The following is a 24541-nucleotide window of genomic DNA, read 5'->3' as shown; positions in this document are numbered from 1 at the left end:
AAGGTTTGCCTGTACCGATCGCGCTCCGCGAACTGATCAGCGATCAGCAAAACTCCGCGCAGCAGGACGTTCGCAATCGCCCCTGATGCGGCGCGCGCCGGTCATCGGTTGAGCAGAGAAGCCAAAAATAATGGCAGCAGCTTTTCCATGACGAGTGCTGCGCCGATACCGATCGATGCAAGCGCGTTGCGCTGGCTCGGGCCGGGTCGTGTCCCGAGGCAGGACTCCCATCCAGTTTTGCAGAGCAGGCATCGGCATTCGGGCCAGGGCGCTCAAGGCCCCACTTGGCTCGCGTTCCTCGCAGGCCTTGATTTTAGGGCGGCAGCTCCAGTTGGCGGGAAACCAAAATTTCCACTTGTCGTATGAGCCTAACATTAGTACGATAGGCTCAATTAGTGAGGCTCGCGACCGAGCCCTCGACCGCTACCGGTTTCCCCGACAAGGAGGTTGTTTTGCCGGATACCCTGGTGGAGCCGTATGACCGGCTCCGAGAGAACATGTCGCGGCGCGACCGGAGTTTGCGCGAAAAGGTTGTCTCCCTCGAAGAGGCCGCTCGATTCGTCCAGGACGGCATGAAAGTCGGCGTCGGCGGCTCGACCATGTCGCGTACGCCGATGGCGCTGCTTTGGGAACTGATCCGGCAGCATCGCAAGGACCTCTCGATCTCGCGATGCATCGTGTCGACCGACGGCGATCTCGTTTTCGGATCGGGGATTGCCAACCGCGTCGTCACCAGCTGGTTCGCCCAGGGCATCCTTTGGGGTCTTTCCAAGGTGATGCGCCATCACGTGGAGAAGGGCGACAAAGCCTACGAGGAATGGAGCCATATGGCGATCGGCATGCGGTTTCGCGCCGGCGGCATGGGCGTGCCGTTCCTGCCGACCCGCGCCATGCTCGGATCCAACATCATGGACCAGCGTCCAGAAGCCAAGCAGATGGACTGTCCGTTCACCGGCGAGAAGGTCTTGCTGGTCCCGGCGCTCAATCCCGATGTCGCGCTGATTCATGTCCAGCGTTGCGACGCCTACGGCAATGCCCAGATCGACGGTCTGCAGTTCATGGACATCGATCTCGCGCTCGCTGCGAACAGCGTGATCCTGACCACCGAGCGCATCGTCTCGAACGATCAGATTCGTCGCGCTCCCGACCAGACCAAGATCCCGTTCTTCTGCGTCGATGCGGTCGTCGAGGTCCCTTACGGGTCCGCGCCGCACGAATGCTACGGCGTCTATGAGCCGATGATGCGCCACATGGAAGCCTACGTGGCGCAGGTCAACGGAGATCCCGTGAAAGGCATGCAGGAATATCTCGACCGTTATTTCTACAGCCCGAAATCCTGGAACGAATATCTCGCCCTGATCGGCATGGATGAACTGCTCGAGGCGACGCAGAAGGGCAGGAGCATCTACAATGACTGAAGCCCAACGCTACACGGCGAGCGAGATTCTCGCGATCCTCAGCGCGCGCCAGCTGACGGACGGCCAGGTTGTCTTCGCCGGCATCGGCGTGCCGCTGCTGGCGGCAACCCTGGCGCAGCGCACGCGCTGTCCCGCGCTGACCATCCTGTTCGAAGGCGGCGTCATCGGCGCGTTCGTCGAGCCCGGCAAGCTGCCACCGTCCACCAACGACCAGCGTTGTACCAAGCGCGCCAACATGGTGCTCGGCAGCGCCGACGTGCTGCTGCTGCTGCAGCGCGGCTATGTCGACGTCGGCTTCATGGGCGGCGCGCAGATCGACCAGTTCGGCAACCTGAATTCGTCCTTCATCGGCGATCCGGCCAACCCGAAGACCCGTCTGCCCGGCACCGGCGGCGGCAACGACATCTCGAGCCTGACCAACATGATCGTCGCGATGAAGCACGAGAAGCGTCGTTTCGTCGAACATGTCGACTTCATCACCAGCCCCGGTTTCATCCGCGGCGGCACCAGCCGGCGAGACTCCGGCCTGCCGAGCGGCGGGATGTGGCGCGTCATCACCGAGCTTGCGATCTTCGGCTTCGATGACCGCACGCGTCGCATCAAGGTTCTGGCGCTGAACCCCGGCGTCAGCCGCGAAGAGGTTCAGGACAATACGGGCTTCAGGCTGGACTTCGACGAGAAGCTCCACGTCACGTCGCCCCCGACCGATCACGAACTCGAGACGCTGCGCATTCTCGACCCCGAACGTCTTTTCACGGCCTAAGCCCAAGTTCCGGAGATATATCGATGACCCTTGCCAACACGTTTGGTATCGCCGCCCGCAACTTCACCGCCTATCCCGAAATGCCGAACGCGCGTGCCCTCGTCGAGTACGGCGTGCGGGTCGAGGAATTGGGCTACGATTCGGTCTGGGTGTGGGACCACATGCTGCTCGGCGTCGAGCCGAACTTTCCGATCATCGATTCGCTGACGGCGCTCACCGGCATTGCGGCGCGCACCAAGCGGATCAAGATGGGCACCGGCATCCTCGTGCTGCCGCTGCGCAACGCGGTCGCGCTCGCCAAGCAACTGTCTAGCATGGACCAACTGTCCGACGGTCGCCTGATCATGGGAATGGCGTCGGGCTGGTACAAGCGGGAGTTCGACGCGCTCGGCATTCCCTTCGAGAAGCGCGGCAAGATCATGGACGAGAACCTCGAGATCATGCGGCGGCTCTGGACGGAGGCGTCGGTCAGCGGCGAATACATGCGCCACAACATCTCGAAGGCAGTGATGTATCCGAAGCCGGCGCAGCCGCAGATCCCGCTGCTGATCGGCGGCTATGCCGATCCGGTGCTCAAGCGCGCCGCCGTCAACGGTGACGGCTGGTTGACCTATTTCTATCGTCCGGCCGACTTCAAGAAGTCCTGGGACAAGATCGTCAACTTCGCCAAGGAGGGCGGCAAGGACCCGTCCAAGCTCCTGAACGCGTCCCAGCTGCCGATCATGATCGGCAAGTCGCGGCAGGCGGTCGAGGCCGACATGATGGATTGGCTCAACAAGGAATGGGACTTCCCGGCGCATAGCGATTGCAGCCGCGAGAGCGCCATCATGGGTTCGGTCGACGAATGCGTCGCGCAGCTGCGTGAGCACATCGCGATGGGCGTGCAGAAGATCATCTTCGTTCCCTACAAGTATCAGGCCGATCAGGTCGAGACGATCGCACGCGAGATCATTCCGCGGCTGCGCGCCAAGTAACGGTCCCGGCGACAAGCAAGAAAAGGCAAAAGAGATGACCGATCCCGTACGAAAGAAGATCCTCGACAAGGTCGATGCGTCGAAGGATCACGCCATCAAGTTCCTTCAGGATATGGTGGCGATCCCCAGCGTGACCGGCGATGAGGCCGCGATCCAGAAGCACATGCACGGCTATCTCACCAACATCGGCCTCGAGGTCGACATGTGGGAGACCGACTGGGAGCAGCTCAAGAAGCATCCGGGCTACCGCCCAGTCGATCGCGGCTACGAGAATCGTCCCAACATCGTGGCCACGCTGAAGGGTACGGGCGGCGGCCGCTCGCTGTTGCTCAACGGGCACACCGACGTGATTCCGGTCGGCAATGGCGAAGGCTGGAGCGACAATCCCTGGTCCGCATCGATCAAGAACGGGCGCATCTATGGTCGCGGGTCCTGCGACATGAAGAGCGGCGTCGCGAGCCATGTCCTCGCGGTGCAGTATCTCAAGGAGCTCGGGCTCACGCCCAAGGGCGATGTCATGATCAACATCGTCATCGACGAGGAGGTCAGCGGTCACGGCACGCTCGACACGGTGATCCGCGGCTACAAGGCCGACGCCGGCATCTCGGGTGAGACCAGCGACCTGTTCGTGCAGCCTGCGTGCATTGGTCGCATCTGGTTCCAGATCGACGTCGAGGGCAAGCCGGCCGGCATCCAGCAACGCTATCTCGGCATCAGCGCCATCGAGCTTGGCAACAAGATCGTCAAGGCGGTGCAGGAACTCGAAGACGAACGCGTTGCGACGGTCAAGCATGCGCTCTATCCGAGCGCCATTGACTCGCTTCCCTGCATCATCGGCAGCTTCCAGGCCGGAAACTATCCGAGCGCATTCCCGGCCAGCGCCGTCCTGAAGGGCTCGATCGGCACCGTTCCGAGCGAGGATCACGAAGCGGTCAAGCAGAGCCTAGTCAAGAAGATCGCAGAGCTCGCGGCCAGCGATCCCTGGATGAAGGATCACCCGCCGGTGGTCAAATTCGTCGGTTACGATGCGGAAGCTTCCGAGATCCCGGTCAAGCATCCGATCGTCCAGACGGTCTGCAACGTCTACACCGAGATCACCGGCAAGCCGCCGACGATCTCGGGGCGTCAAGGCGCCGCCGACACCCGCTTCCTCAACAAATACGCCGACACGCCGACGGTGATTTTCGGGCCCGGCTCGACGGCCGTGATGCATGCCAATGACGAGTACGTCTCGATCGACGATTATCTCACGGCGATCAAGGTCATGGCCTTGAGCATCTACGACTGGTGCAACTCCCCGAAATAGCGGCCAGGGCGAGCAGAATTCCGAAGGAGGCCCTGGTTGGGCCTCCTTCTTTTTTGGGATGTTGCAAACGCCTGGAAAGTGCGACTTGCTGCTCCCGGGAGAGCGCTGTCAGACTCGACGCTTTCGTCAATTGATGCTATCATATCAACAATAAGATGAATTCTGCTTCCTCGGAGAGGAGGAACAGAAGTTCACATACGGCAAAGAGGTGCACGGAATGGCGAAGCAAGGCGTAGGAGCTTCGATTCCCCGCAAGGAGGACGATCGCTTTCTCCGCGGGCGAGGCGAGTATGTCGGCGATATTCGCCTGCCCGGCATGCGCGATGTCGCGTTCGTTCGCAGCCCGCTTGCGCATGCGCGGATCAAGGACATCCGCATCCCGCCGCATCTTCGCGACAGCGTGTTCATTGCGTCCGATCTGGCGGCCGACACGCGCCCGATCCGCGCCGTCTCTGGTCTGCCGGGATTCAAGCCGTCGGACCAACCGATCCTTGCCTATGAAAAGGTCCGCCAGGTCGGCGAACTGATCGCGATGTGCGTTGCCGATACCCGCGCGGAAGCCGAGGACATCGCTGCCGCGGTCGAAGTCGATTTCGAGGAGCTGCCAGCGGTCCACGACATGCTGCTCGCGCGGCGTCCCGATTCCGCCCTGGTGCACGAGGAGTGGGGCGACAACGTTTTTCTCGAGACGTTCGTCGACATCAACATGGAAGCGGCCTACGACGCGCCGATCAAGATCACGCGCGAAATCTCGACCGCGCGCCAGAGCATGGCGCCCATGGAAGGCCGGGGAACGGTCGCCGTTTGGCACAAGCGGATGGACCAGCTGGTGCTGTACACCGGAAACCAGCAGCCGCATATCGTGCGCAACGGTCTGTCGGAATGCCTCAATCTCGAACAGCTGAAGATCCGGATCGTTTCGCCGGATGTCGGCGGCGGGTTCGGCTACAAGGGGATCGTGCTGACGGAGGATGTCTGTCTCGGCTGGCTTGCGATGCGCTGCGGCTATCCGGTGCGCTGGATCGAGGATCGCCGCGAGCATCTGACCGCAGGTGCAAATTGCCGTGAGCACCATTACAACATCACTGTCTACGCCGATCGCGACGGCAAGCTGCGCGGCGTCGAGTGCGAAGCCTCGGTCGATTCCGGCGCCTATTCGTCGTATCCGTTCTCGGCCTGCCTCGAAGCGGCGCAGATCGCCAGCATCCTGCCTGGACCGTACGATTTTCCGTCGTATCGTTGCCGCACCTGGTCGGTCTCGACCAACAAATGCCCCATCCTGCCGTATCGTGGCGTGGCGCGCACCGGCGTCTGCTACGCGATCGAACTGATGATGGATGCGATCGCGCATGAGTGTGGCCTCGAACCTTACGAGGTGAGGTTGAAGAATCTCGTGCGCCCCGAGCAGATGCCGTTCGACAACATCACCAAGAAGCATTTCGACAGCGGCGACTATCCGGAATCGCTGCGGCAGGCGCTCGACAAGATCGACCTTGCCGGCCTTCGCGCTAGGCAGAAGAAGGGCGAGCCCGATGGCCGGTTGATCGGCGTCGGTCTGTCGGTTTACTGCGAGCAGGGCGCCCACGGTACCTCGGTCTATGCAGGCTGGGGCATTCCGATGGTTCCGGGCCATGAGCAAGCGACCGCGCGCATGACGCCGGACGGTGGCCTCGAGCTTCGTATCGGCGCGCATTCGCATGGTCAGAGCATGGAGACCACGCTGCCGCAGGTCGCGAACGAAATCCTCGGCATCGACATCGCGCGGATCAAGCTGGTGCACGGCGATACCGAATACACGCCGTACTCGACGGGCAGCTGGGGATCGCGCTGCGCCGTGATGTCCGGTGGCGCCGTCGCGACCGCCTCGCGCGAGCTTGCCAAGCTCGTGAAGGGCATCGGCGCTCATTTGCTGCAGACCGACGTCGCCAATGTCAGGCTCGAGAACGGATCGGTCATCGGTCCGTCGAACAGCGTGACGATCGACGCGATCGCCCACACCTGGTACCGCCGGCCGCAAGACCTTCCAGCGTCGGTCGATCCGCGCGGGCTGGAAGTGACCATCGGCTACAAGCCGGCGAGGGATTCCGGCACCTTCAGCTACGCGACCCACATTGCGGTCGTCGCGGTCGATCCCGAGCTCGGCGACATCGAGCTGCTCGACTATGTGATCGTGGAGGATGGCGGCCAGCTCATCAACCCGATGGTGGTGGACGGCCAGATCTACGGTGGCCTTGCGCAGGGGATCGGCACCGCGATGTACGAGGAGATGAATTTCGACACTTCGGGGCAACCGCTTGCATCGACCTTCGCCGACTATCTGCTGCCCGGGCCGACCGAGGTGCCGGCGCCGAAAGTCGGTCACATGGAGACGTTGGCGCCGTACACGGAATTTGGCGTCAAGGGCATTGGCGAAGGCGGAGCGATCGCGCCACCCGGAGCGATCGGCAACGCCGTCAACGACGCCTTGCGTCCGCTTGGGGCACAGCTTCTGCACACACCGATGACGCCGCGCCGTGTGCTCGAAGCGATCCAGGCCGCAACCGAATCGCGCAAGGCGAAGCGTCCCGAACTGGCGGAAGGATTGCCGGCGTGAAGCCAGTCAATTTCGACTATGCGCGCCCCGATGGGGTCGATGCGGTCATCAAGCTGGTCTCCGACGATAGCCGGACCGTCAAGATGATGGCGGGCAGCCAGTCGTTGGGTCCGATGCTGAACCTGCGCCTGGTGCAGCCCGATCTCATCGTCGACCTCACCGGCGTGGAGGAGTTGCGCCGCGTCGAGGAGAAATCCGACGAGATCAGGATCGGCGCCTGCATCACCCATGCCGATATCGAGGACCAGCGCGTTCCGGATTTCACCCGGGGCGCGCTGCCGACGGTCGCGAACGGAATTGCCTATCGAGCCGTTCGCAATCGCGGCACGATTGGCGGCAGCTTGACCCATGCGGATCCGTCGGCGGACTGGCACTCCATTCTGGCAGCGCTGGGCGCAAAAGTCGTCCTGCGCGGTCCGAACGGCGAACGCACGCTTGCCGTCGAGGACTACATGCTCGGCGCTCTGGAAGCCGACATACGGCCGGGAGAGGTGCTCGTTCACGTAAGGATACCCAAACTCGGAAGATCGGCGCGCTGGGGCTATTTCAAGAGCTGCCGCAAGACCGGTGAGTTCGCTCACGCGATCGGATCCTTCCTCACCGATCCGGATCGTGGCGTGAGCCGGGCCGTGATCGGCGCGACGGAGAGCCGGCCCATCGTCATTACTGAAGCCGCCAACGTCATTGGCGATGGACGTGCGGAGCGTCCCGGCGAGCACTTCAACGATTGCGCGGTAGGCGAGATACTCGAAAAGGCCGGTATGGAAGACGCTCTCGACAGGAAGACCCACATCGCAGCGCTTCGTCGCGCGCTCGAGCAGGCGCGGCCGCAATGAACATGCTGAGTATCAACGTCAACGGAAAGTCCGTCAGCGCGGACATCCAGCCTCGAACGCATCTCGCCGATTTCCTGCGCGAGAAGCTCAACCTGACCGGCACCCATCTTGGATGCGAGCACGGCGTTTGCGGCGCCTGCACGTTGCTGGTCGATGGCGTGCCGACGCGCTCTTGCATCACTTTCGCCGTCGCTTGCCAGCAGGCCGAGGTCACGACGATCGAGGGCTTGGATGAAGACGAGATCACGCGCGAGCTGCGCGCCGCCTTCACCAGGGAGCACGGCCTGCAGTGCGGTTACTGCACGCCGGGCATGATCGTCTCGGCGCGGGACGTCGTGCTGCGCATGGATGCACCGACCGAGCACGACATCCGCATCGCGATGAGCGGCAATCTCTGTCGCTGCACCGGATATGTTGGCATCGTCCGCGCGATCCAGCAGGTAGTGAGGGAACGGCGGGCGCGCGGGATCGCGGCCATTCCGAACGGCAACCGGACCCGGCTCGGACCCTCGGGGTCCGGTCACGCCGCCGCCGTCGCCGCCACTGCCGTTGCGCCGGCAAAGCTGGTAGATGCTCCTCAGGTCGGGAATGCTCAGGCAGCGCCTGTCGCCGCCGCATCGTTGAAGGACACGAACTGGAAGCCGCAAACCAGCTTCACCGAGAGCTTCACGGTCGCGCATCCGGTCGGTCTGGTGTGGGACTTCTTCGCCAATATCGGGGCCGTTGCCTCCTGTTTGCCGGGAGCATCTCTTGCCGGCGAGCCCGTCGATGGCCATGTGAATGGGCAAATCAAGATCAAGGTTGGACCGATCTCCGCCGAATTCCAGGGCGTCGCAGACGTGACACGCGACGATGCCACGCGCTCCGGCACGATCGTTGGTGCCGGCAAGGACAAGCGAAGCAACTCGTCAACCCGCGGATTGATCGGCTACTCCGTGAAGCAAGGCGAGGCTCCGGACCAAACCAAGGTCGACTTGACCATCGGCTTCACCCTGACCGGTGCCCTGGCTCAGTTCAGCCGTTCGGGATTAATTCAGGATGTTGCCGGTCGGATCATCGCGGTCTTCGTGCAGAATCTCGAAGCGAAGCTTTCGCATCGGGCGGAAGGCGGGACGGGTGACGAGCCCACCATCGTTAAGGAATTCGATGCCGGTGCGTTGATGCGAACAATGGCACTGGACTATGTCAAACGTGCCTTCGGGTGGTTGTTCAGGCGCAAGTGAGGCGCATTCGCCGATAAAGCTCGCTTTGAGCGAGAAAAGGGACTATCTTACTGACATGAATAAGCTAGTCCCAAATTACGATCGCAGCCGCGTCCCCTTGTATGTCCAGGTGGCATCCGTCATGCGCCAACGTGTCGAGACCGGCCACTGGCAGGAAGGCGACAAGATCTCGACCATCGAGGAGCTTGAAGGCGAGTTCGGCGTGGCGAGGGTCACGATCCGGCAGGCGATCGAGATGCTGCGCAGTGAAGGTCTCCTCGACGCCCAGCAGGGACGCGGGACCTTCGTCTCCGGCAGGCCCAAGAACCGTCATTGGCTGAATCTCGCCAACGACTTCGAGTCGATGGTCGACTCGGTGAAGAGCAACGTTCTCAAGCGCGTCCATATCGAGGAGAACGTCGCGGCGCCGCAGCTCGCGGCACACGAAGGCAAGCCCGCCGAAGGCTACGCCTTCCTGCGAAGCGTGCAGTACAACGACGACGAACCGTTCTCCGTTGTCAATCTCTACCTGGCGCGCAATATCTTCGTGAAGGACCGCAAGCGCTTTACCCATACGGCCGCGCTCACCAAGATCATGGAGATGGATGATATCGAAATCGTCCACGCGCATCAGATCGTGACGATCGGCGTGGCGGATCCGGAGACGGCGGAGCTGCTCAAGATCGGATTGGGTGAACCGACCGCCGATTGTCGGCTCGTGCTCGTGGACAGCGATAACATCGCGGTCTATGTCGCCAATATCCATTATCACCGCAGCTGCTTCGCGCTTCGCGTCGATCTCATGGAAAAGAGCAAGAAGCGCACCAAGGCCTAGAGCCCGGACCGGAAGGGAGGAAGTCGCTCTTCCGGAAATATCGTCTCGAACAAGCAGATCAGATCATGATGCGATTCCAGACGATCGCACCATGATCTGGATGTCGCAGGTCAGACGCGATCAGGCCGCCGATTGCAGAACCGTAGCCGGCGACGATCCGACGATCTCCGTATAACGCGCCTGATCGGTTGCCCCTTCGGTGTTGATCAGGAGCACGCGCGAGGCGGGGCCGAGCCCAAGCTTGTCGCGGATGGCCTTGTCCCTCGTTGCCACGCGGAGCCCGGCAAGCCCGGCCGCTCCGCTTTCGCCGGCGACGATGGCCGGATCGCGATCCAGAGGGCGCGCGAGACTGCGCATCGCTTCGGCCGCGTCGTCCTCGCCGACAGTCATGAACCCATCGGCCTTGCGCGACAGGATTCGCCAGGCCACCAGCGACGGTTCGTAACATTCGAGCATCGCCATGATGGTCGGCTCGCCATGTGCGATCTTGGTGGGGTGCCCGGCCACCGCGCTCTCGTAAAGACAGGCCGCCCGCTCGGGCTCGACGACCACGAAGGTCGGCCGGTCCTTGCCGAACACGATCTCGAAATACCCGGCGACTGCCGCGGCAAGGCCCCCGACGCCGGCCTGGATGAACACATGAGACGGGCGATCCGGCATGTCCCGGAGGATTTCATTCAGCATGGCGGTGTAGCCCTGCATCACGAGGCCAGGGATGCGCTCGTATCCCGGCCACGACGTATCGGAGACGACGATCCAGCCATTGTCGCGGCACGTCTGATCGGCCACGGCGACCGAGTCGTCATATGTCCCGGTGACGCGTACGATCTCGGCGCCAAACCGCGAGATGGCCGCGACGCGTTCGTCCGTGACACCGCTGTGAACAAAGATGACGGCCTTCGCGCCGACCATCTGGGCGCCTGCGGCAACGGAGCGGCCATGATTTCCGTCGGTTGCGCATCCGACGGTCAGGCCCCGCGCGATGTCGCGAACCGCCGGTGTGCCGATCTCGCTGATGTCGACTGCGCGGCCGAGCTTGCTGCTGGCCATCTCCAGCAGTAGCCTGACGACCGCGTAGGATCCGCCGAGTGCCTTGAAGCTGCCGAGTCCCAGACGGTAGGACTCATCCTTGATGTGCACAGTACCGACGCCGAGTTCCCGCGCCAGGGCCGACAGCGATTGGAGCGGTGTCGGCTTGTGATTCTCCCGGAAGGTGAGAAAGCGCTCAACTTCATTCGCTTGCTCGCGTGCCAATGTCGCGACGTCCGCCGGATCAAGGGGGTGATTGTGAGATGGGCTTGCGTTCGACAGGAACATTCAGACCAGCCTTTGCGGTGAGGGAATGCGCGGTTAGGGCAGCCGTTCAGGCGTATATGTCCGAGCGGCGCAACTTGTCACGCGCGGCGATACATACTATCATTGGGATGATAGTTCAATATCGAATCCGAACCAGCGCCCCGTCGCGGCGCAAGGCATCTTCTCTCATAAAAGGGATTGTCGTACTAACAATAGTACGATAGGGTTCGCGGACGCTTGGACAGGAGAAGCGGATGACGATTTCGATCAATCTCAATGCCGACATGGCCGAGGGCTTCGGTGCCTACGACATCGGCGATGATGCGGGCATCCTGAACGTCATTGGTTCAGCCAATATCGCCTGCGGCTTCCATGCCGGTGATCCGCGCGTGATGCGCAATGTGGTGCGGGAAGCCAAGCGGCTCGGCGTCACGATCGGAGCCCATCCCGGCTTCAACGACATCTGGGGTTTCGGCCGTCGCCGCATCGACATGCGTCCCGACGATCTCGAATACATGATCGCCTATCAGATTGGCGCTCTCCAGGCGATGGCGGCCTATGAAGGCGAGCGCGTCACCCACCTCAAACCGCACGGCGCCCTGAACAACATGGCCGCAGAGGACAAGGACTACGCACTCGCCATCGGCCGCGCCATCAAGGCGGTCGATCCGCGCATCATCTATGTCGCGCTCGCGGGCTCGGAGATGGAGAAGGCCGGCCGCGGCCTCAATCTGCCGGTCGCGATCGAGGGCTTCTGCGATCGTCAGTACGATGATGACGGCAACCTGACGTCACGGAAAATTCCAGGTTCGGTCATCAAGGACGCTGCCGTCGCGACGCAGCAGGTGCTCGATATGGTGCTGAACAACACCATTACCTCGCGCAACGGCAAGAAGATCACATGCAAGGTTCATACGCTTTGCGTGCATGGCGATGAGCCAACCGGCGTCGCGACAGCGCGCGCCGTCCGCGAAGGTCTCGAGAAGGCGGGCGTCAAGCTTGTGCCTCTGACCGACATGATCCTGGACTAATCCTGAAAGGCACCTGTGTTATGACCGACAAACCGACCATCGCCATCCTCGGAGGTACGGGGGACCTGGGCTCCGGCCTGGCCAAATGCTGGCTTGCGGCCGGCTACAAGGTCGTTCTCGGTTCGCGATCAGCCGAGAAAGCGAAGAGCGTTGCCGAGGCGATGACGGGCGAGGTGGCCGGTGACGACAATGTCGGCGCCGCCAGGGCGGGCGACATCGTGGTGCTCGCGGTGCCCTTCGCAAGCCATGATGCGACGCTGACCGAGGTCAAGGACGTGGTGCAGGGCAAGATCGTGGTCGATGCCGCGGTCCCGCTGGTGCCGCCCAAGGTCTCGGTGGTCCAGCTTCCTTCCGCGGGCTCGGCTGCGCAAATCGCTCAGCAGCTGCTTGGTCCGGGCGTGCGGGTGGTCTCGGCTTTCCACAATGTGGGCGCCACCAAGCTGCATCAGGGCGGGCGAGCGGATTGCGACGTGCTGGTGTTCGGCGACGACAAGGCCGCGCGAGATATTGTCATCAGCCTCGCGAATGAGGTCGCAAGCGCGGGCATCGATGGTGGCGTTCTGGCCAATTCGGCGGCGGCCGAAGCCTTGACGTCGGTGCTGATCGGTATCAACCGTCGCTACAAGGTCCCCGGCGCGGGAATCCGCATCACCGGCCTGACCGCGAAATCGGTCGCCTGATCCCATGGCTGTCGGCGGCCGCGTCGAATATATCGCCCTGGACGGCATCCCGCATGTCAGTCCAGGGGACAATCTCGCGGTCATCGTGCGAGCCGCTTTGACCGGGATGGCGTTGCGCCTCGAGCGAGGCGATGTGCTCGTCATCGCGCAGAAGATCGTCTCGAAATCCGAAGGGCGCTATGTCCGCCTCGCCGATATCGAGCCATCGGCGGCCGCGCTCGAGCTTGCGAAGACGGTCGGCAAGGATCCGCGATTCATCGAGGTGGTGCTCGGCGAATCCGACGAGATCGTCAAGCACAGGCCGAACGTTCTGATCGCGGCGCATCGGCTCGGCTTCGTCATGGCCAACGCCGGCATCGACCAGTCCAATATCGAACACCACGACGGAGAGGAGCGGGTTCTGCTCCTGCCGAAGGATCCGGACGGCTCGGCGCGTGAGCTCAAAGCCATGCTCGACCCGGACGACGGCCTTGGTCTTGGCGTCGTCATCAATGACAGTTTCGGCCGCCCGTGGCGAAACGGCGTGGTCGGCGTTGCGATCGGTGCGGCGGGTGTGCCGTCACTGCTGAGCCAGATCGGTGTCCCCGACATGTTCGGCCGTGCGATGCGGATGACCGAAATTGCCGTGGCCGATGAAATAGCCGCCGCGGCTTCGCTGCTGATGGGGCAGGCCGCCGAGGCGCGGCCGGTCGTTGTGGTCCGGGGCCTGCAACTAACCGGGCCTGCGTCGTCCGCATCTGTGCTCGCGCGACCCAAGAGCCAGGACATGTTCCGATGAACCAGGGTGACAAGAAGATCGTTGCGCTGTGCGGAGGCGTTGGTGGCGCCAAGCTCGCCTATGGTCTCAGCCGCTTGCTCGGCGCCAAGCTCAGCGTCGTCGTCAATACCGGCGATGACTTCGAGCATCTCGGCCTGTCGGTGTCACCTGACCTGGATACGGTGGTCTACACGCTTGGCGAACTCGCCGACGAAGAGCGCGGCTGGGGCCGGGCAGGCGAGAGCTGGAACTTCATGGACGCCCTTGGTGGGCTCGGTGGCGAAACCTGGTTCAGGCTCGGCGATCGCGATCTCGCGCTGCACGTCGTTCGCTCGCGCGCGCTGCGCGCCGGCGTCAGTCTCACCGACTTCACGCGTGAACTTGCCCAGCGGCTGAACATCGCCGCGGCAATCCTTCCGATGAGCGACGATCCGTTCGCGACCATGATCGTCACCGCCGACGAGAGGATGTCGTTCCAGCGCTATTTTGTCGGCGCGCAGGCGCAGCCGGTCGTCAAGCGCATAGAGTTCGACAATCCGGGCAGGGGCACGGCCACCAACGCCGTGTTGCAGTCGATCGGGAACGCCGATGCGATCATCCTATGCCCGTCCAATCCGTATCTCAGCATCGATCCGATCCTGGCTGTTCCAGGCCTGCTTCCGGCACTGGAGACAGTCAAGGCGCCGATCGTTGCCGTTTCGCCGCTGGTCGGCGGGCGCGCGATCAAGGGACCGACCGCCAAGATCATGAGCGAGCTCGGGGTCGAGACCAGTTGCGCTTCGATCGTCCGGCATTACCCGTTCCTCGACGGCTTCGTGATGGACCAGGTCGATCAGTCCGACGCCGCGCGGATCGAAATCCCGGTGCACCTCACCGACACCATCATGCGCTCCAAGGACGAACGGATCCGTTTGGCCGAAGCGTGCCTCAAATTCCTCGAACAGTTCGATCGCTGAGCATCCGATGGGCCATTCCGAGACCTGGGCACTTGTTCCCGTGAAGAAGTTCAGTCGCGCGAAGAGCAGGCTGGGCGACGTCCTCTACGCGCCGGAGCGCGCCGAGCTTGCGCAGGCGATGCTGCGCGACGTCCTGCAAAGCCTCAACGCCGCAAGGACCGTCGACGGGATCGCCGTGGTCAGCTCCGATCTGGACGCGCTCGCTATCGCCAAGTCGTTTGGTGCCGCGGCGATTTTCGACCCGGCGGAGGCCGGCGTGAACAAGGCCGTGCAGTTCGGTCTCGATGCGTTCGAGATCTATGATCGCCGGGTCATGATCGTCCCGGCCGACATTCCTTTCGCCGCCTCGCGGGATTTCGAGAACGTGGTCGAATTGCTCAACCACACGCCGATCGTGCTGGTGCCGGCCTTGTACGATGGCGGCACCAATGCGCTCGCGATGCGCTCGCCCCGGCTGCTGCAACCGCAGTTCGGCGAGGACAGCTTTCGCCGGCATCGCAGCACCGCGCGCGCGCGCGACCTCGGTGTCAGCGTGCTGAAATCCGACGGCATCGGCAAGGACATCGACTGCCCGCTCGATTTCGGACCCTATCTGCTGGCGTCGCAGGATCGCGGAATGACCCGATCCTTCGTGGACCAGATCAACATCGCCGAGCGTTTCGGTGTCGAAGACGCTCCTGCTCCCGTGAGGCTGTTCTGATGACTTTGCTGCCCGACTTGAGGCTCGATCAACGTCTGTCGCGCGATCAGGCCTACGAACTCGTCGATATCGCCGACACGACCGAACTGCTGAGGGCCGCTGCAAGTCGCCGCGACGCCGCCCATGGCGATGCCGTGACCTATTCGCCGAAAGTCTTTATCCCGCTCACGCAGCTGTGCCGCGACGTTTGCCATTATTGCACGTTCGCGCACGCCCCGCGCACCGGCATCAAGCCGTATCTGTCCATCGACGAGGCGGTCGCGATCGCGCAAGCTGGCAAGGAGGCCGGCTGCCACGAGGCGCTTTTCACCCTCGGTGACAAGCCGGAGCTCCGCTACAGGATCGCACGCGAGGAGCTCGCGAGGCTCGGGCATGACTCGACGCTGTCATATGTGGCCGAAGTCGCAAAGGCGGTCTTCGAGCGCACCGGCCTTCTTCCGCACATCAACCCCGGGATCATGTCCGCGGAGGATCTTGCGATGTTGCGCAAGGTCTCGGTCTCGCAGGGCATCATGCTCGAATCCGCGTCGGAGCGGCTCTGTGCGAAGGGTGGCCCGCATTTCGGCTCGCCCGACAAGGTGCCGGCGGTGCGGCTCGAAACCATCGAAGCCGCAGGCAAGCTCGCAGTCCCGTTCACGTCGGGCATCCTGATCGGGATCGGCGAGACGCGTGCCGAGCGCGTCGATGCGCTGCTCGCGTTGCGCGATCTCAACGATGCGCACGGCCACATCCAGGAAATCATCATCCAGAACTTCAGGCCCAAGGCGGGCACCCGGATGGCGACCGCGGAGGCGCCGTCGGTCGAGGACCATCTTTGGACCATCGCGATAGCGCGTCTGCTCTTCGAGCCGGGCATGAACATCCAGGCTCCGCCCAACCTAAGCCCGGCGGCGCTCGGGCGGGTTGTCGCCGCGGGGATCAATGACTGGGGAGGGGTCTCACCCGTCACCCCAGATCACGTCAACCCCGAGGCGCCATGGCCGCATCTGCGGCTGCTGGAAGCGGCGACGCGGTCCGCCGGCAAGCGGCTGGCCAAGCGCCTGCCGATCTATCCGGCGTTCGCGCGGAATCCCTCGCGCTGGCTCGACAGCAAATTGCTGAAATCGGTTCTCGACAGGATCGATGGCGATGGGGCGCCGCGCACCGATGACTGGCATCCTGGACATGTCGGCAGCCTTCCAGCCCGTGAACTGGAGTGGCGCAAGCGTCCTGCGCGTAGCTCCGTCGCGACCGACGTTCCTGCGATCATCGCGCACGCCCAGCGCGGCAGCGAACTGACCGAGGGCGAGATCGTCCGCTTGTTCCGCGCGCATGAGGACGATTTCGGGACAGTCTGCCGCGGTGCCGACGAGCTCAGACGCGCGGTTAATGGCGACGTGGTTTCCTATGTCGTCTGCCGGAACATCAACTACACCAACATTTGCTCGTTCAAATGCCAGTTCTGCGCCTTCTCGAAGGGCAAGATGAGCGAGAACCTCCGCGGCAAGCCGTACGACCTCGAGATGAGCGAAGTCGCGCAGCGCGTCGTCGAAGCCTGGGATCGCGGCGCGTCCGAAGTCTGCATGCAGGGCGGCATCCATCCGTCCTACACCGGCCAGAAATATCTTGATGTCTGCCGGGCCGTTAAGGGCGCCGTGCCGGACATGCACATGCACGCGTTCTCGCCGCTTGAAATCCACCAGGGTGCTCAGACCCTCGGCATTCCCGTTGCCGAGTTTCTGCAACGGCTCAAGGCCGCTGGTCTCGGCACATTGCCGGGGACGGCCGCCGAGATCCTCGATGACGAGGTGCGGGAGACGCTGTGCGCGGACAAGATCCGCACCCAGCAATGGCTCGACGTGATGCGCACCGCTCACCTCGTCGGGTTCAAGTCGACCGCGACGATCATGTTCGGTCATATCGAACGATATGAGCATTGGGCGCGCCATCTGCTGCGCGTGCGGCGTCTGCAGGCAGAGACGGGCGGGTTCACTGAATTCGTTCCGCTTCCCTTCGTCCATATGGAAGCGCCGGTCTATCTGAAGGGCAGGGCCCGGCCGGGGCCGACTTTCCGCGAGGCGATCCTGATGCATGCCGTCGCCCGGCTGGTGCTCAATCCCTTCATCACCAACATCCAGACCTCGTGGGTGAAGATGGGACCCGAGGGTGTCCGCCAGTGCCTCGCGGCCGGCGTGAACGATCTCGGCGGCACGCTCATGGACGAGAGCATCTCCCGCTCTGCCGGCGCTGCGCATGGCCAGGAAATGACACCCCAGGAGATGGAATCGATTATCGTCTCCTCCGGACGCGTCCCGCGGCAGCGTACGACGCTCTACGGCGACGCCGGCGATGCCCGTCGCCAACGCTCATTCGATGCCGTCTGCGAACGGCAAGCCGCCGGCACCGCATGCGCGGCAGGCGGCTCACGCAGCCTTTGACGGAAACTGACCATGACGTTCCTTATCGAGCCTTCGATCGTTGATCAGCAAATATGGCGCAAGGCGGCGTCGCAGGCCCGCAAGCTCAAGCTTAAGCTGCCGACCTTCTCGCAGCTCGCGCATCCGGACGTGCCTTCCGCCCGCCTGTGGGGAGAGATCGAGTCGGTCGGGCCCGACGAGCCCAACGCGGCCAATCTCTACCGCATGCATTGGTATAATGGGACCAACCGTAGGAGCAGGGACTGGGTGCCGGGGCACATCGTCCTGCGCAAGGAGTTCACCGGCGTCGACGCACCGATCATCGTCCTGCTCGGCAACCGATTTCCGATGATTGGCGCGCACAAGGTGCTGCCCGCCTATGCCGCCTTGATCGAGCAGTTGGTGACCGGCCGCTTCGATCCGGCGGAGCAGAAGGCGGTCTGGCCGTCGACCGGCAACTACTGTCGCGGCGGGGTCGCGGTCTCCCGTATCCTCGGCTGCCGCGGCGTTGCCGTGTTGCCGGAGGGGATGAGCCGCGAACGGTTCGAATGGCTCGAGAAATGGGTCAGCGATCCCAGCGACATCGTGAGGACGCCGGGCACCGAGAGCAACGTCAAGGAAATCTACGACAAATGCGCCGAGCTGAGAGCGGACGACAGCAATGTCATCCTCAATCAGTTCTCGTCGTTCTCGAACTATCTCATCCATTATACGTGCACGGGACGGGCGGCGGAGGAGGCTTTCAAGGCCTTCAAGGCGGATCAGGATTATGAGCTCGCCGCCTTCGTCTCCGCCACGGGATCGTCAGGCACGATCGCGGCCGGTGATTTTCTCAAGACCCGCTGGGGCTCCAAGACGGCGGCCGTCGAGGCGCTCGAATGTCCCACCATGCTCAACAACGGCTATGGCGAGCATAATATCCAGGGGATCGGCGACAAGCACATTCCCTTGATCCAGAACGTCATGAATCTGGATTTCGTAGTCGGCGTCTCGGACCGCGTCACCGACCGGTTGAACCTGCTGTTCGGATCGAAGACCGGCCGGAATTATCTCGAGCGGCGCCGCGGTCTCGAGCCGGCGCTGGTGCGCAGTTTCGATCACGTCGGCATTTCCGGGTTCGCCAACATCGTCGCGGCCATCAAGCTCGCCAAGCAGATGGCGTACGGCCCGGACCAGGTGATCGTGACGGTGGCGACGGACAGTGCCTCGCTCTATCAGAGCGAGCGTACGCAGTTCGAGCAGTCTCACTATTCGAGAGGCTTCGATGAGATCAACGCGGCCGAAACATTTGGCGCATGTTTGCTCGGTGTCGCCTCCGATCACGTCGTCGAGCTGACCGAGACGAAGCGGCGCGCGATCTTCAATCTCGGCTACTATACCTGGGTCGAGCAGCAAGGCGTTGCTGTCGCTGATTTTGAACGACGTCGTGCGCAGTCTTTCTGGACCCGCATTCAGGACAGTCTCAACGAGTGGGATCGACTGACGACTGAATTCAACAATGAGGCAAGTGGTCGCAACGACGGCTAATGCCATTGCCGGACCGTGCGATGGCTTCGTAGATCGGTGCGGTCCGTTTGTTTTGTGCGAAATGACAGCAGTGCGGCGCAAAATGCAGCAGCCGGAAGACTTGACGCGTGAACGAGGATTGATATTAATATACTAAATATAGGATGATAGGATCATCCAGTTTGAGCGGCCGCCGAACAAGAGCCGGCAAGACCACAGGTGGCGCGCTGTATCCCTGTTTCAGGTTTCGAAGAACGCTCAAAACGAGCAGGAGAGGAAAGATGAGCCGAACACACGGATTGCTTCTCAGCGTCGCGTTGGCTGGGATGATGTCGAGCCTGACGGCAGCTGGCGCTGCTGCCCAAACCATCAAGATTGGCGTCAACGAGCCGCTCACCGGACCCTTCGCGGCATCCGGAACCTATGTCGTCAACGGCGCCAAGATCGCCGCTGACGAGATCAACGCGAAGGGCGGGTTGCTCGGTAGCAAGATCGAGCTCGTCATCGAGGACAACAAGAGCAATCCGACCGAGGCTGCGGCTGTCGCGGAGAAGCTGATCACGCGCGACAAGGTCCCGGTCATGATGGGCGCGTGGGGATCCAGCCTCACGCTCGCGGTGATGCCGAAGCTGATGGAATACAAGATCCCGATGGTGGTCGAGACGTCGTCGTCCAGCAAGATCACGACGTCGGGCAATCCCTATATCTTCCGTATCTCGCCGCCGTCGTCGGTCGAAGCGGCCGAGTTCAAGCCGATCATGCCGACGCTCGGCATCAAGAAGGCCGACTTCCTCGTCATCAACAATGATTGGGGTCGTGGTTCGGCCGACGATTTCGGCAAGGCGCTGAAGGCGCAGAACGTCCAGATCGGCCTCGTCGAGATCATGGATCAGGCCGCGCAGGACATGAGCGCCCAGCTCTCCAAGATCAAGGCGACCGACTCCGACACGATCATGGTCACGACGGCCGTCGAGCAGCTGACGCTGGTGCTCAAGCAGGCCGCCGCGCTCGGCATCACCAAGAAGATCGTCACGACCGGCGGCTCGCAGAATCCCGACCAGCTGATCGAGCAGGCGGGTGCCGCCGCCAACGGCTCGATGCACCTGACCACCTTCGCGCCCTGGTATCCGGACAAGACGCCGGATCCGGTCGCGACCAACTACTTCCTCGGCGAGTGGAAGAAGCGCGGCTTCGCTTTCGCAGGCGCCACCGAGAGCTTCCGCGGCTATGACGGCATCCGCACCATCGCCAATGCGATCAAGCGTGCCGGCAAGGCTGACCCGGAAGCCATCACCGAGGCGCTCTGGAAGGTCGACTTCACCGGCCTCAACGGTCCGATCAAATTCGTCAAGCAGGGACCGGCCGGCAAGGAGAGCGGACAAAGCATGCCCAATCTCTATCTGATCAAGATCGAGAACGATAAGGTGGTCCTGTCGGGATCGTAAGACCCGCACGTCGCGCGCGGGGTGCCGCCCGTCGGGCGACCCCCGTGGCATTTGCTTTCCTCCAACCACACGGCGGCCCGCGCAATCGTTCGGCCGAAGCCATTGATCATGACCGAGCTTCTTCAACACCTCATCAACACGCTCATCCTCGGAAGTACCTACGCCTTGCTGGGGATCGGCCTGACGCTGATCTTCGGCATCATGCGCGTGGTCAATTTCGCGCATGGCGAGCTCTATTCGTTCGGAGCGTATATTCTGTACTTCGTGGCGATCATGCTCGGCGCGAACTTCTTCGTTGCGCTGATCGCGGCAATCGTCGCGGGCTGTCTGCTCGGCGCTCTCCTGGAGTTCGTGTTGCTGCGGCCGATGCGCGGTGCCGACATCGACACCACGATGCTGGTCATGATCGGCGCCATGATCGTGATGCAGAACGGCGAGCAGTTCGTCTGGGGCGGCGTTGCCAAGTCGGTCGCGACGCCGTTTCCGGAGCTGCCGCTCGTGATCGGGTCGTTCTCCGTCTCCTGGCTGCGCCTGTTCGTGTTCTGCGCTGCGCTTGCGCTGATCGGTGTGGCTTATTTCTTGATCAACCGCACCAAGCTCGGCAAGGCCATGCGAGCGACGTTCCAGGACCGCGACGCCGCATCATTGATGGGCGTCAACATCCAGTTCATCTACATGGCGACGTTTGCGATCGGCTCGAGCCTTGCCGCGGCCGCCGGAGCGTTGCTGGGGCCGGTCTATGTGATCTCGCCGCAGATGGGCAATCTGGCGTCGCTGAAGTCGTTTGCGATCGTCATTCTCGGTGGGCTGGGGAGCATTCAGGGCGCCACGATCGGCGGCTTCCTGCTCGCGCTGGCCGAGGAACTCGGCGCCGGTTACATCTCGTCCGGCTACCGCGACGCCATGGGATTCCTGATCATCATCGCCGTGCTTCTGTTCAGGCCGACGGGGCTGTTCGCCCGCGTGGAGCGCGTCGGATGAAGCGGCTGATCCCCTATCTCTCGCTGCTGGCGTTCGCGTCGGTACCGCTGTGGCTGCAAGATCCCTATCTGCTCAATACATTCATCACGACGGGCATCTTCATCATTGCCGCCATGAGCCTCAATCTGCTGCTCGGCTATACCGGGCAGCTCAGCCTGGGACATGTCGCCTTCTTCGGTATCGGCGCCTACACCAGCGCACTGGTCTCGCTCGGCTTCGATGTCGAACTGATCGGCGGCTTTCGTGTGGTTCACGAACCCTGGCCGCCCTGGTCCGGCTTCGTGATCGGCACGCTGGTTGCGGCGATCTGCGGCTATGCCGTCGGCAAATTGTCGTTCAAGGTGAGAGGTGCCTATTTCGTCATCGTGACCGTCAGCTTCGCCGAGGTCGTCAGGCTGATCGCGTTGAACTGGGTCGAGCTGACCCAGGGGCCGCTGGCGCTGACCTCGATCCCACCAATGACGCTTGGATTGCCCGGGCTGGGTTCGCTGGATTTCTACAGCAAGCAGTCGAACTACTATCTGGTGCTCGGCGTCGCCATCGTCGCCTATGTGGTGATCCGGCGCCTGGTCTATTCGCGGGTCGGGCGCGCGATGGTCGCGCTCAAGGAGAACGAATCGCTCGCGGTCTCGGTCGGCATCGACGTCACGCGTTATCTGGTGCTGGCCGCGGTGTTCTCCGCGGGCATCGCCGGCGCGGCGGGGAGCCTCTACGCGCATTACCTGAAGATCATCGATCCGGACGTGTTCGCGTTCATCTACACCGTCACGATCGTGATCATGGTGATCTCGGGCGGCAAGGGCACGCTGGCCGGCCCGATCGTGGGCGGCCTCATCTTCGGCTTCCTGCCGGTCGCTGTCCGGTCGTTTGCCGCGCCCGAGATTCAGTGGATCCTCTATGGTCTGCTGATGATCATCATCGTCTTTGTGCTGCCCACCGGAATCGTTCCGGCGATCGAGAAATGGTTCCTGACCCCCCGCAAGGAGCCGAGCAGCGCAGATTCCTATCAAGCCAAGGTGCGCGACACGCCATGACCGCTATCGATCTCGCGACGCCGGAGCCCGTTCTATCCGTTGAGCACATCGCCGTGCACTTCGGTGGGCTGGTGGCAATCGCCGACATGAGCTTCACCGTCAACAAGGGGGAAGTCGTCAGTCTCATCGGGCCTAACGGCGCGGGCAAGACGACCGCCTTCAACGTCATCACCGGATTCCTGCGGCCGACCAAGGGCGAGGTCCGCTACCGCGGCAACTCGCTCAGCAATCTGAAACCGCATCAGGTGACGTCGCTCGGACTGGCGCGGACCTTTCAGCGGACCAGCGTGTTCCAGAGCGTGACGGTGTTCGACAATGTCATGATCGGTCTGCATCGGCGCGGGCGATCGAGCCTGCTCGATGTGTTGCTGGCGCTGCCCCGGGAGAAGCAATCGGAAGCCGAGCTGCGCCATCTCGCGCAGGAATTGCTCGAGATGGTCGGCATTGCACGTCGGGCGGACGAGCTCGCGGGTTCGCTGTCATACGGCGACCAGCGGCTGCTCGGCGTCGCACTGGCGCTGGCATCGGATCCGTCGATGCTTCTGCTCGACGAGCCGGTGTCGGGCATGAACGCCACCGAGACCGCGCGTTTCATGGAGCTGCTCGACAAGCTTCACAAGCGTGGCATGTCCATCCTTCTGGTCGAACACGATGTTCCCATGGTGATGGGCGTCTCCGACCGGATTGTCGTGTTGAACTACGGCCGTATCATCGCCTCGGGACCGCCTGCGGAGATTCGCGGCAACCCCGAGGTGATACGGGCCTATCTTGGCGAAAAGGCGAGCCGGCATGCTGCGCATTGAGAATCTCGTATGCCGCTACGGCAAGGTCGAAGCGGTCAAGGGTGTCACGCTCGAGATCGAGCGCGGGCAGCTCGTGGCGCTGATCGGCGCGAACGGCGCGGGCAAGAGTACGACGCTGCGCGCGATCTCGGGAATATTGCCGTCGGCGTCGGGCCGCATCACGCTCGAGGGCAAGGATATCACGAAGTGCTCGGCCCGGCAGATCCTCAGCCTCGGTATTGCGCATTGTCCGGAGGGGCGGCGGGTGTTCTTCGACATGACCGTTGATGAGAATCTCGACATGGGCGCGTATCTCCGCACCGACCAGCGCGAGATCGAGGCAGACCGGGAGCGGATATTCGGCATGTTTCCGCGGCTGGCGGAGCGCCGCGGCCAGATCGCCGGCACGCTATCGGGCGGCGAGCAGCAGATGCTGGCGATCGGGCGCGCCATCATGTCCCGGCCCAAGCTGATCATGTTCGACGAACCTTCGCTCGGACTGGCGCCCAACATTGTCGAGCAAGTGTTCACGATCATCGACAATATCCGCAAGTCGGGCACGACCGTCCTGATGGTCGAGCAGAATGCGTACTCCGCTCTCGAGATGTGCGACTATGCCTACCTTCTCGAGACCGGGGCCGTCGTGCTGTCGGGCAGCGGCAAAGAGCTGATCGATGACGAGCATGTCCGCTCGGCATATCTCGGCGGATAGCGGCAATTCAAAAAATCGAAACGGCAGGACGACAGGAACTGCCGTTCTGGCGACGTGCGGGCGTCCGAACGGCGACGCGATGTCGGGGCAGTGATGGTGGATTTGCAGAAAGCAAGGGACGACCAGAAGTCGGACGAGTGCATCGCGCTGCTGATGGCGTTCATGCAGATCAGCGATCGCAAGAGCCGTGCCGAGGTCGTCAGGTTTGCCGAACGCTGTGCGCAATTCGGTTCCGGAGGCATCGTGTCGTTCGGAAATGAACGGCGATGAGCGTGCCCGGCCGCAGGTGGGTTTTTGCCAAGGAAGGGTTCGGTAAGTGAAGATTGCCGTAGCGAAGG

Annotated in this window: 22 protein-coding genes; 21 read left to right on the top strand and 1 reads right to left on the bottom strand. The window is 62.7% G+C overall.

What is annotated here, in order from left to right; all coding sequences use genetic code 11:
* Positions 1 to 497: 497 nt before the first annotated feature.
* The 8 genes from B2W55_RS23155 to B2W55_RS23120 all read left to right on the top strand — a co-directional run bounded on the left by B2W55_RS23155 (position 498) and on the right by B2W55_RS23120 (position 9927).
* A complete protein-coding gene (locus B2W55_RS23155; protein WP_043855601.1) occupies positions 498 to 1418 on the top strand; it encodes a CoA transferase subunit A in 921 nt (306 codons plus the stop codon).
* The gene (locus B2W55_RS23150) at positions 1411 to 2181 is read left to right on the top strand and encodes a 3-oxoadipate--succinyl-CoA transferase (protein ID WP_024585181.1); all 771 of its coding nucleotides are present in this window, start codon (positions 1411 to 1413) and stop codon (positions 2179 to 2181) included. Before B2W55_RS23155 ends, B2W55_RS23150 begins: the two co-directional genes overlap by 8 nt.
* Before the next feature lie 23 nt (positions 2182 to 2204).
* Positions 2205 to 3155, top strand: coding sequence for an LLM class flavin-dependent oxidoreductase (locus B2W55_RS23145; protein WP_024585180.1), 951 nt, complete (start codon positions 2205 to 2207; stop codon positions 3153 to 3155).
* A 34-nt stretch (positions 3156 to 3189) separates the two neighbouring features.
* Entirely contained in the window at positions 3190 to 4461 is a 1272-nt protein-coding gene (locus B2W55_RS23140; RefSeq protein WP_024585179.1) for an ArgE/DapE family deacylase, read from the top strand.
* A 217-nt stretch (positions 4462 to 4678) separates the two neighbouring features.
* A complete protein-coding gene (locus tag B2W55_RS23135) occupies positions 4679 to 7054 on the top strand; it encodes a xanthine dehydrogenase family protein molybdopterin-binding subunit (RefSeq protein ID WP_024585178.1) in 2376 nt (791 codons plus the stop codon).
* The gene (locus tag B2W55_RS23130) at positions 7051 to 7890 is read left to right on the top strand and encodes an FAD binding domain-containing protein (protein ID WP_024585177.1); all 840 of its coding nucleotides are present in this window, start codon (positions 7051 to 7053) and stop codon (positions 7888 to 7890) included. The genes B2W55_RS23135 and B2W55_RS23130 overlap by 4 nt, the downstream gene beginning before the upstream one ends.
* Entirely contained in the window at positions 7887 to 9113 is a 1227-nt protein-coding gene (locus B2W55_RS23125) for a xanthine dehydrogenase family Fe-S subunit (protein ID WP_024585176.1), read from the top strand. The genes B2W55_RS23130 and B2W55_RS23125 overlap by 4 nt, the downstream gene beginning before the upstream one ends.
* Before the next feature lie 55 nt (positions 9114 to 9168).
* Positions 9169 to 9927: a GntR family transcriptional regulator gene (locus B2W55_RS23120; protein ID WP_024585175.1), complete on the top strand. Its 759-nt coding sequence runs from the start codon at positions 9169 to 9171 to the stop codon at positions 9925 to 9927.
* 120 nt (positions 9928 to 10047) lie between these two features.
* On the opposite strand, the gene B2W55_RS23115 is transcribed toward B2W55_RS23120, so the two are convergent.
* Positions 10048 to 11244 carry a diaminopropionate ammonia-lyase gene (locus B2W55_RS23115; protein WP_024585174.1) on the bottom strand — a complete coding sequence of 399 codons (1197 nt, stop codon included), beginning with the start codon at positions 11242 to 11244 and terminating at the stop codon, positions 10048 to 10050.
* Between the two features lie 233 nt (positions 11245 to 11477).
* Here B2W55_RS23115 and B2W55_RS23110 point away from each other — a divergent pair, with 233 nt between their 5' ends.
* The 13 genes from B2W55_RS23110 to B2W55_RS23050 all read left to right on the top strand — a co-directional run bounded on the left by B2W55_RS23110 (position 11478) and on the right by B2W55_RS23050 (position 24473).
* A complete protein-coding gene (locus B2W55_RS23110; RefSeq protein ID WP_024585173.1) occupies positions 11478 to 12254 on the top strand; it encodes a LamB/YcsF family protein in 777 nt (258 codons plus the stop codon).
* Positions 12255 to 12274: 20 nt separating this feature from the next.
* A complete protein-coding gene (gene npdG / locus B2W55_RS23105) occupies positions 12275 to 12934 on the top strand; it encodes an NADPH-dependent F420 reductase (RefSeq protein ID WP_024585172.1) in 660 nt (219 codons plus the stop codon).
* 4 nt (positions 12935 to 12938) lie between these two features.
* A complete protein-coding gene (cofE, locus tag B2W55_RS23100; RefSeq protein ID WP_024585171.1) occupies positions 12939 to 13712 on the top strand; it encodes a coenzyme F420-0:L-glutamate ligase in 774 nt (257 codons plus the stop codon).
* Positions 13709 to 14647 (top strand): 2-phospho-L-lactate transferase, encoded by a 939-nt coding sequence (gene cofD / locus B2W55_RS23095; protein WP_024585170.1) that lies wholly within the window; start codon positions 13709 to 13711, stop codon positions 14645 to 14647. The genes cofE and cofD overlap by 4 nt, the downstream gene beginning before the upstream one ends.
* Positions 14648 to 14654: 7 nt before the next feature.
* Positions 14655 to 15347, top strand: coding sequence for a 2-phospho-L-lactate guanylyltransferase (cofC, locus tag B2W55_RS23090; protein WP_043855603.1), 693 nt, complete (start codon positions 14655 to 14657; stop codon positions 15345 to 15347).
* Complete coding sequence (gene cofH / locus B2W55_RS23085) at positions 15347 to 17764, top strand: 5-amino-6-(D-ribitylamino)uracil--L-tyrosine 4-hydroxyphenyl transferase CofH (protein ID WP_024585169.1); 2418 nt, start codon at positions 15347 to 15349, stop codon at positions 17762 to 17764. The genes cofC and cofH overlap by 1 nt, the downstream gene beginning before the upstream one ends.
* A gap of 12 nt (positions 17765 to 17776) precedes the next feature.
* A complete protein-coding gene (locus tag B2W55_RS23080; RefSeq protein ID WP_024585168.1) occupies positions 17777 to 19270 on the top strand; it encodes a pyridoxal-phosphate dependent enzyme in 1494 nt (497 codons plus the stop codon).
* Positions 19271 to 19530: 260 nt separating this feature from the next.
* Complete coding sequence (locus tag B2W55_RS23075) at positions 19531 to 20694, top strand: ABC transporter substrate-binding protein (RefSeq protein ID WP_024585167.1); 1164 nt, start codon at positions 19531 to 19533, stop codon at positions 20692 to 20694.
* A gap of 108 nt (positions 20695 to 20802) precedes the next feature.
* Entirely contained in the window at positions 20803 to 21675 is an 873-nt protein-coding gene (locus tag B2W55_RS23070; RefSeq protein WP_024585166.1) for a branched-chain amino acid ABC transporter permease, read from the top strand.
* Positions 21672 to 22709, top strand: coding sequence for a branched-chain amino acid ABC transporter permease (locus B2W55_RS23065; RefSeq protein ID WP_024585165.1), 1038 nt, complete (start codon positions 21672 to 21674; stop codon positions 22707 to 22709). The genes B2W55_RS23070 and B2W55_RS23065 overlap by 4 nt, the downstream gene beginning before the upstream one ends.
* Entirely contained in the window at positions 22706 to 23512 is an 807-nt protein-coding gene (locus B2W55_RS23060) for an ABC transporter ATP-binding protein (protein WP_024585164.1), read from the top strand. Before B2W55_RS23065 ends, B2W55_RS23060 begins: the two co-directional genes overlap by 4 nt.
* Positions 23499 to 24203, top strand: coding sequence for an ABC transporter ATP-binding protein (locus B2W55_RS23055; RefSeq protein ID WP_024585163.1), 705 nt, complete (start codon positions 23499 to 23501; stop codon positions 24201 to 24203). The genes B2W55_RS23060 and B2W55_RS23055 overlap by 14 nt, the downstream gene beginning before the upstream one ends.
* Positions 24204 to 24305: 102 nt before the next feature.
* Positions 24306 to 24473, top strand: a complete 168-nt coding sequence (locus B2W55_RS23050; RefSeq protein ID WP_160306620.1) for a hypothetical protein — start codon at positions 24306 to 24308, stop codon at positions 24471 to 24473.
* The last annotated feature ends 68 nt before the right edge of the window (positions 24474 to 24541 follow it).

It is taken from the genome of Bradyrhizobium sp. UBA2491 (assembly GCF_002341725.1).
GTDB lineage: Bacteria > Pseudomonadota > Alphaproteobacteria > Rhizobiales > Xanthobacteraceae > Bradyrhizobium.
Note: the sequence above shows the minus strand (reverse complement) of the source record. Positions and strands in the feature narration are given on the sequence as shown.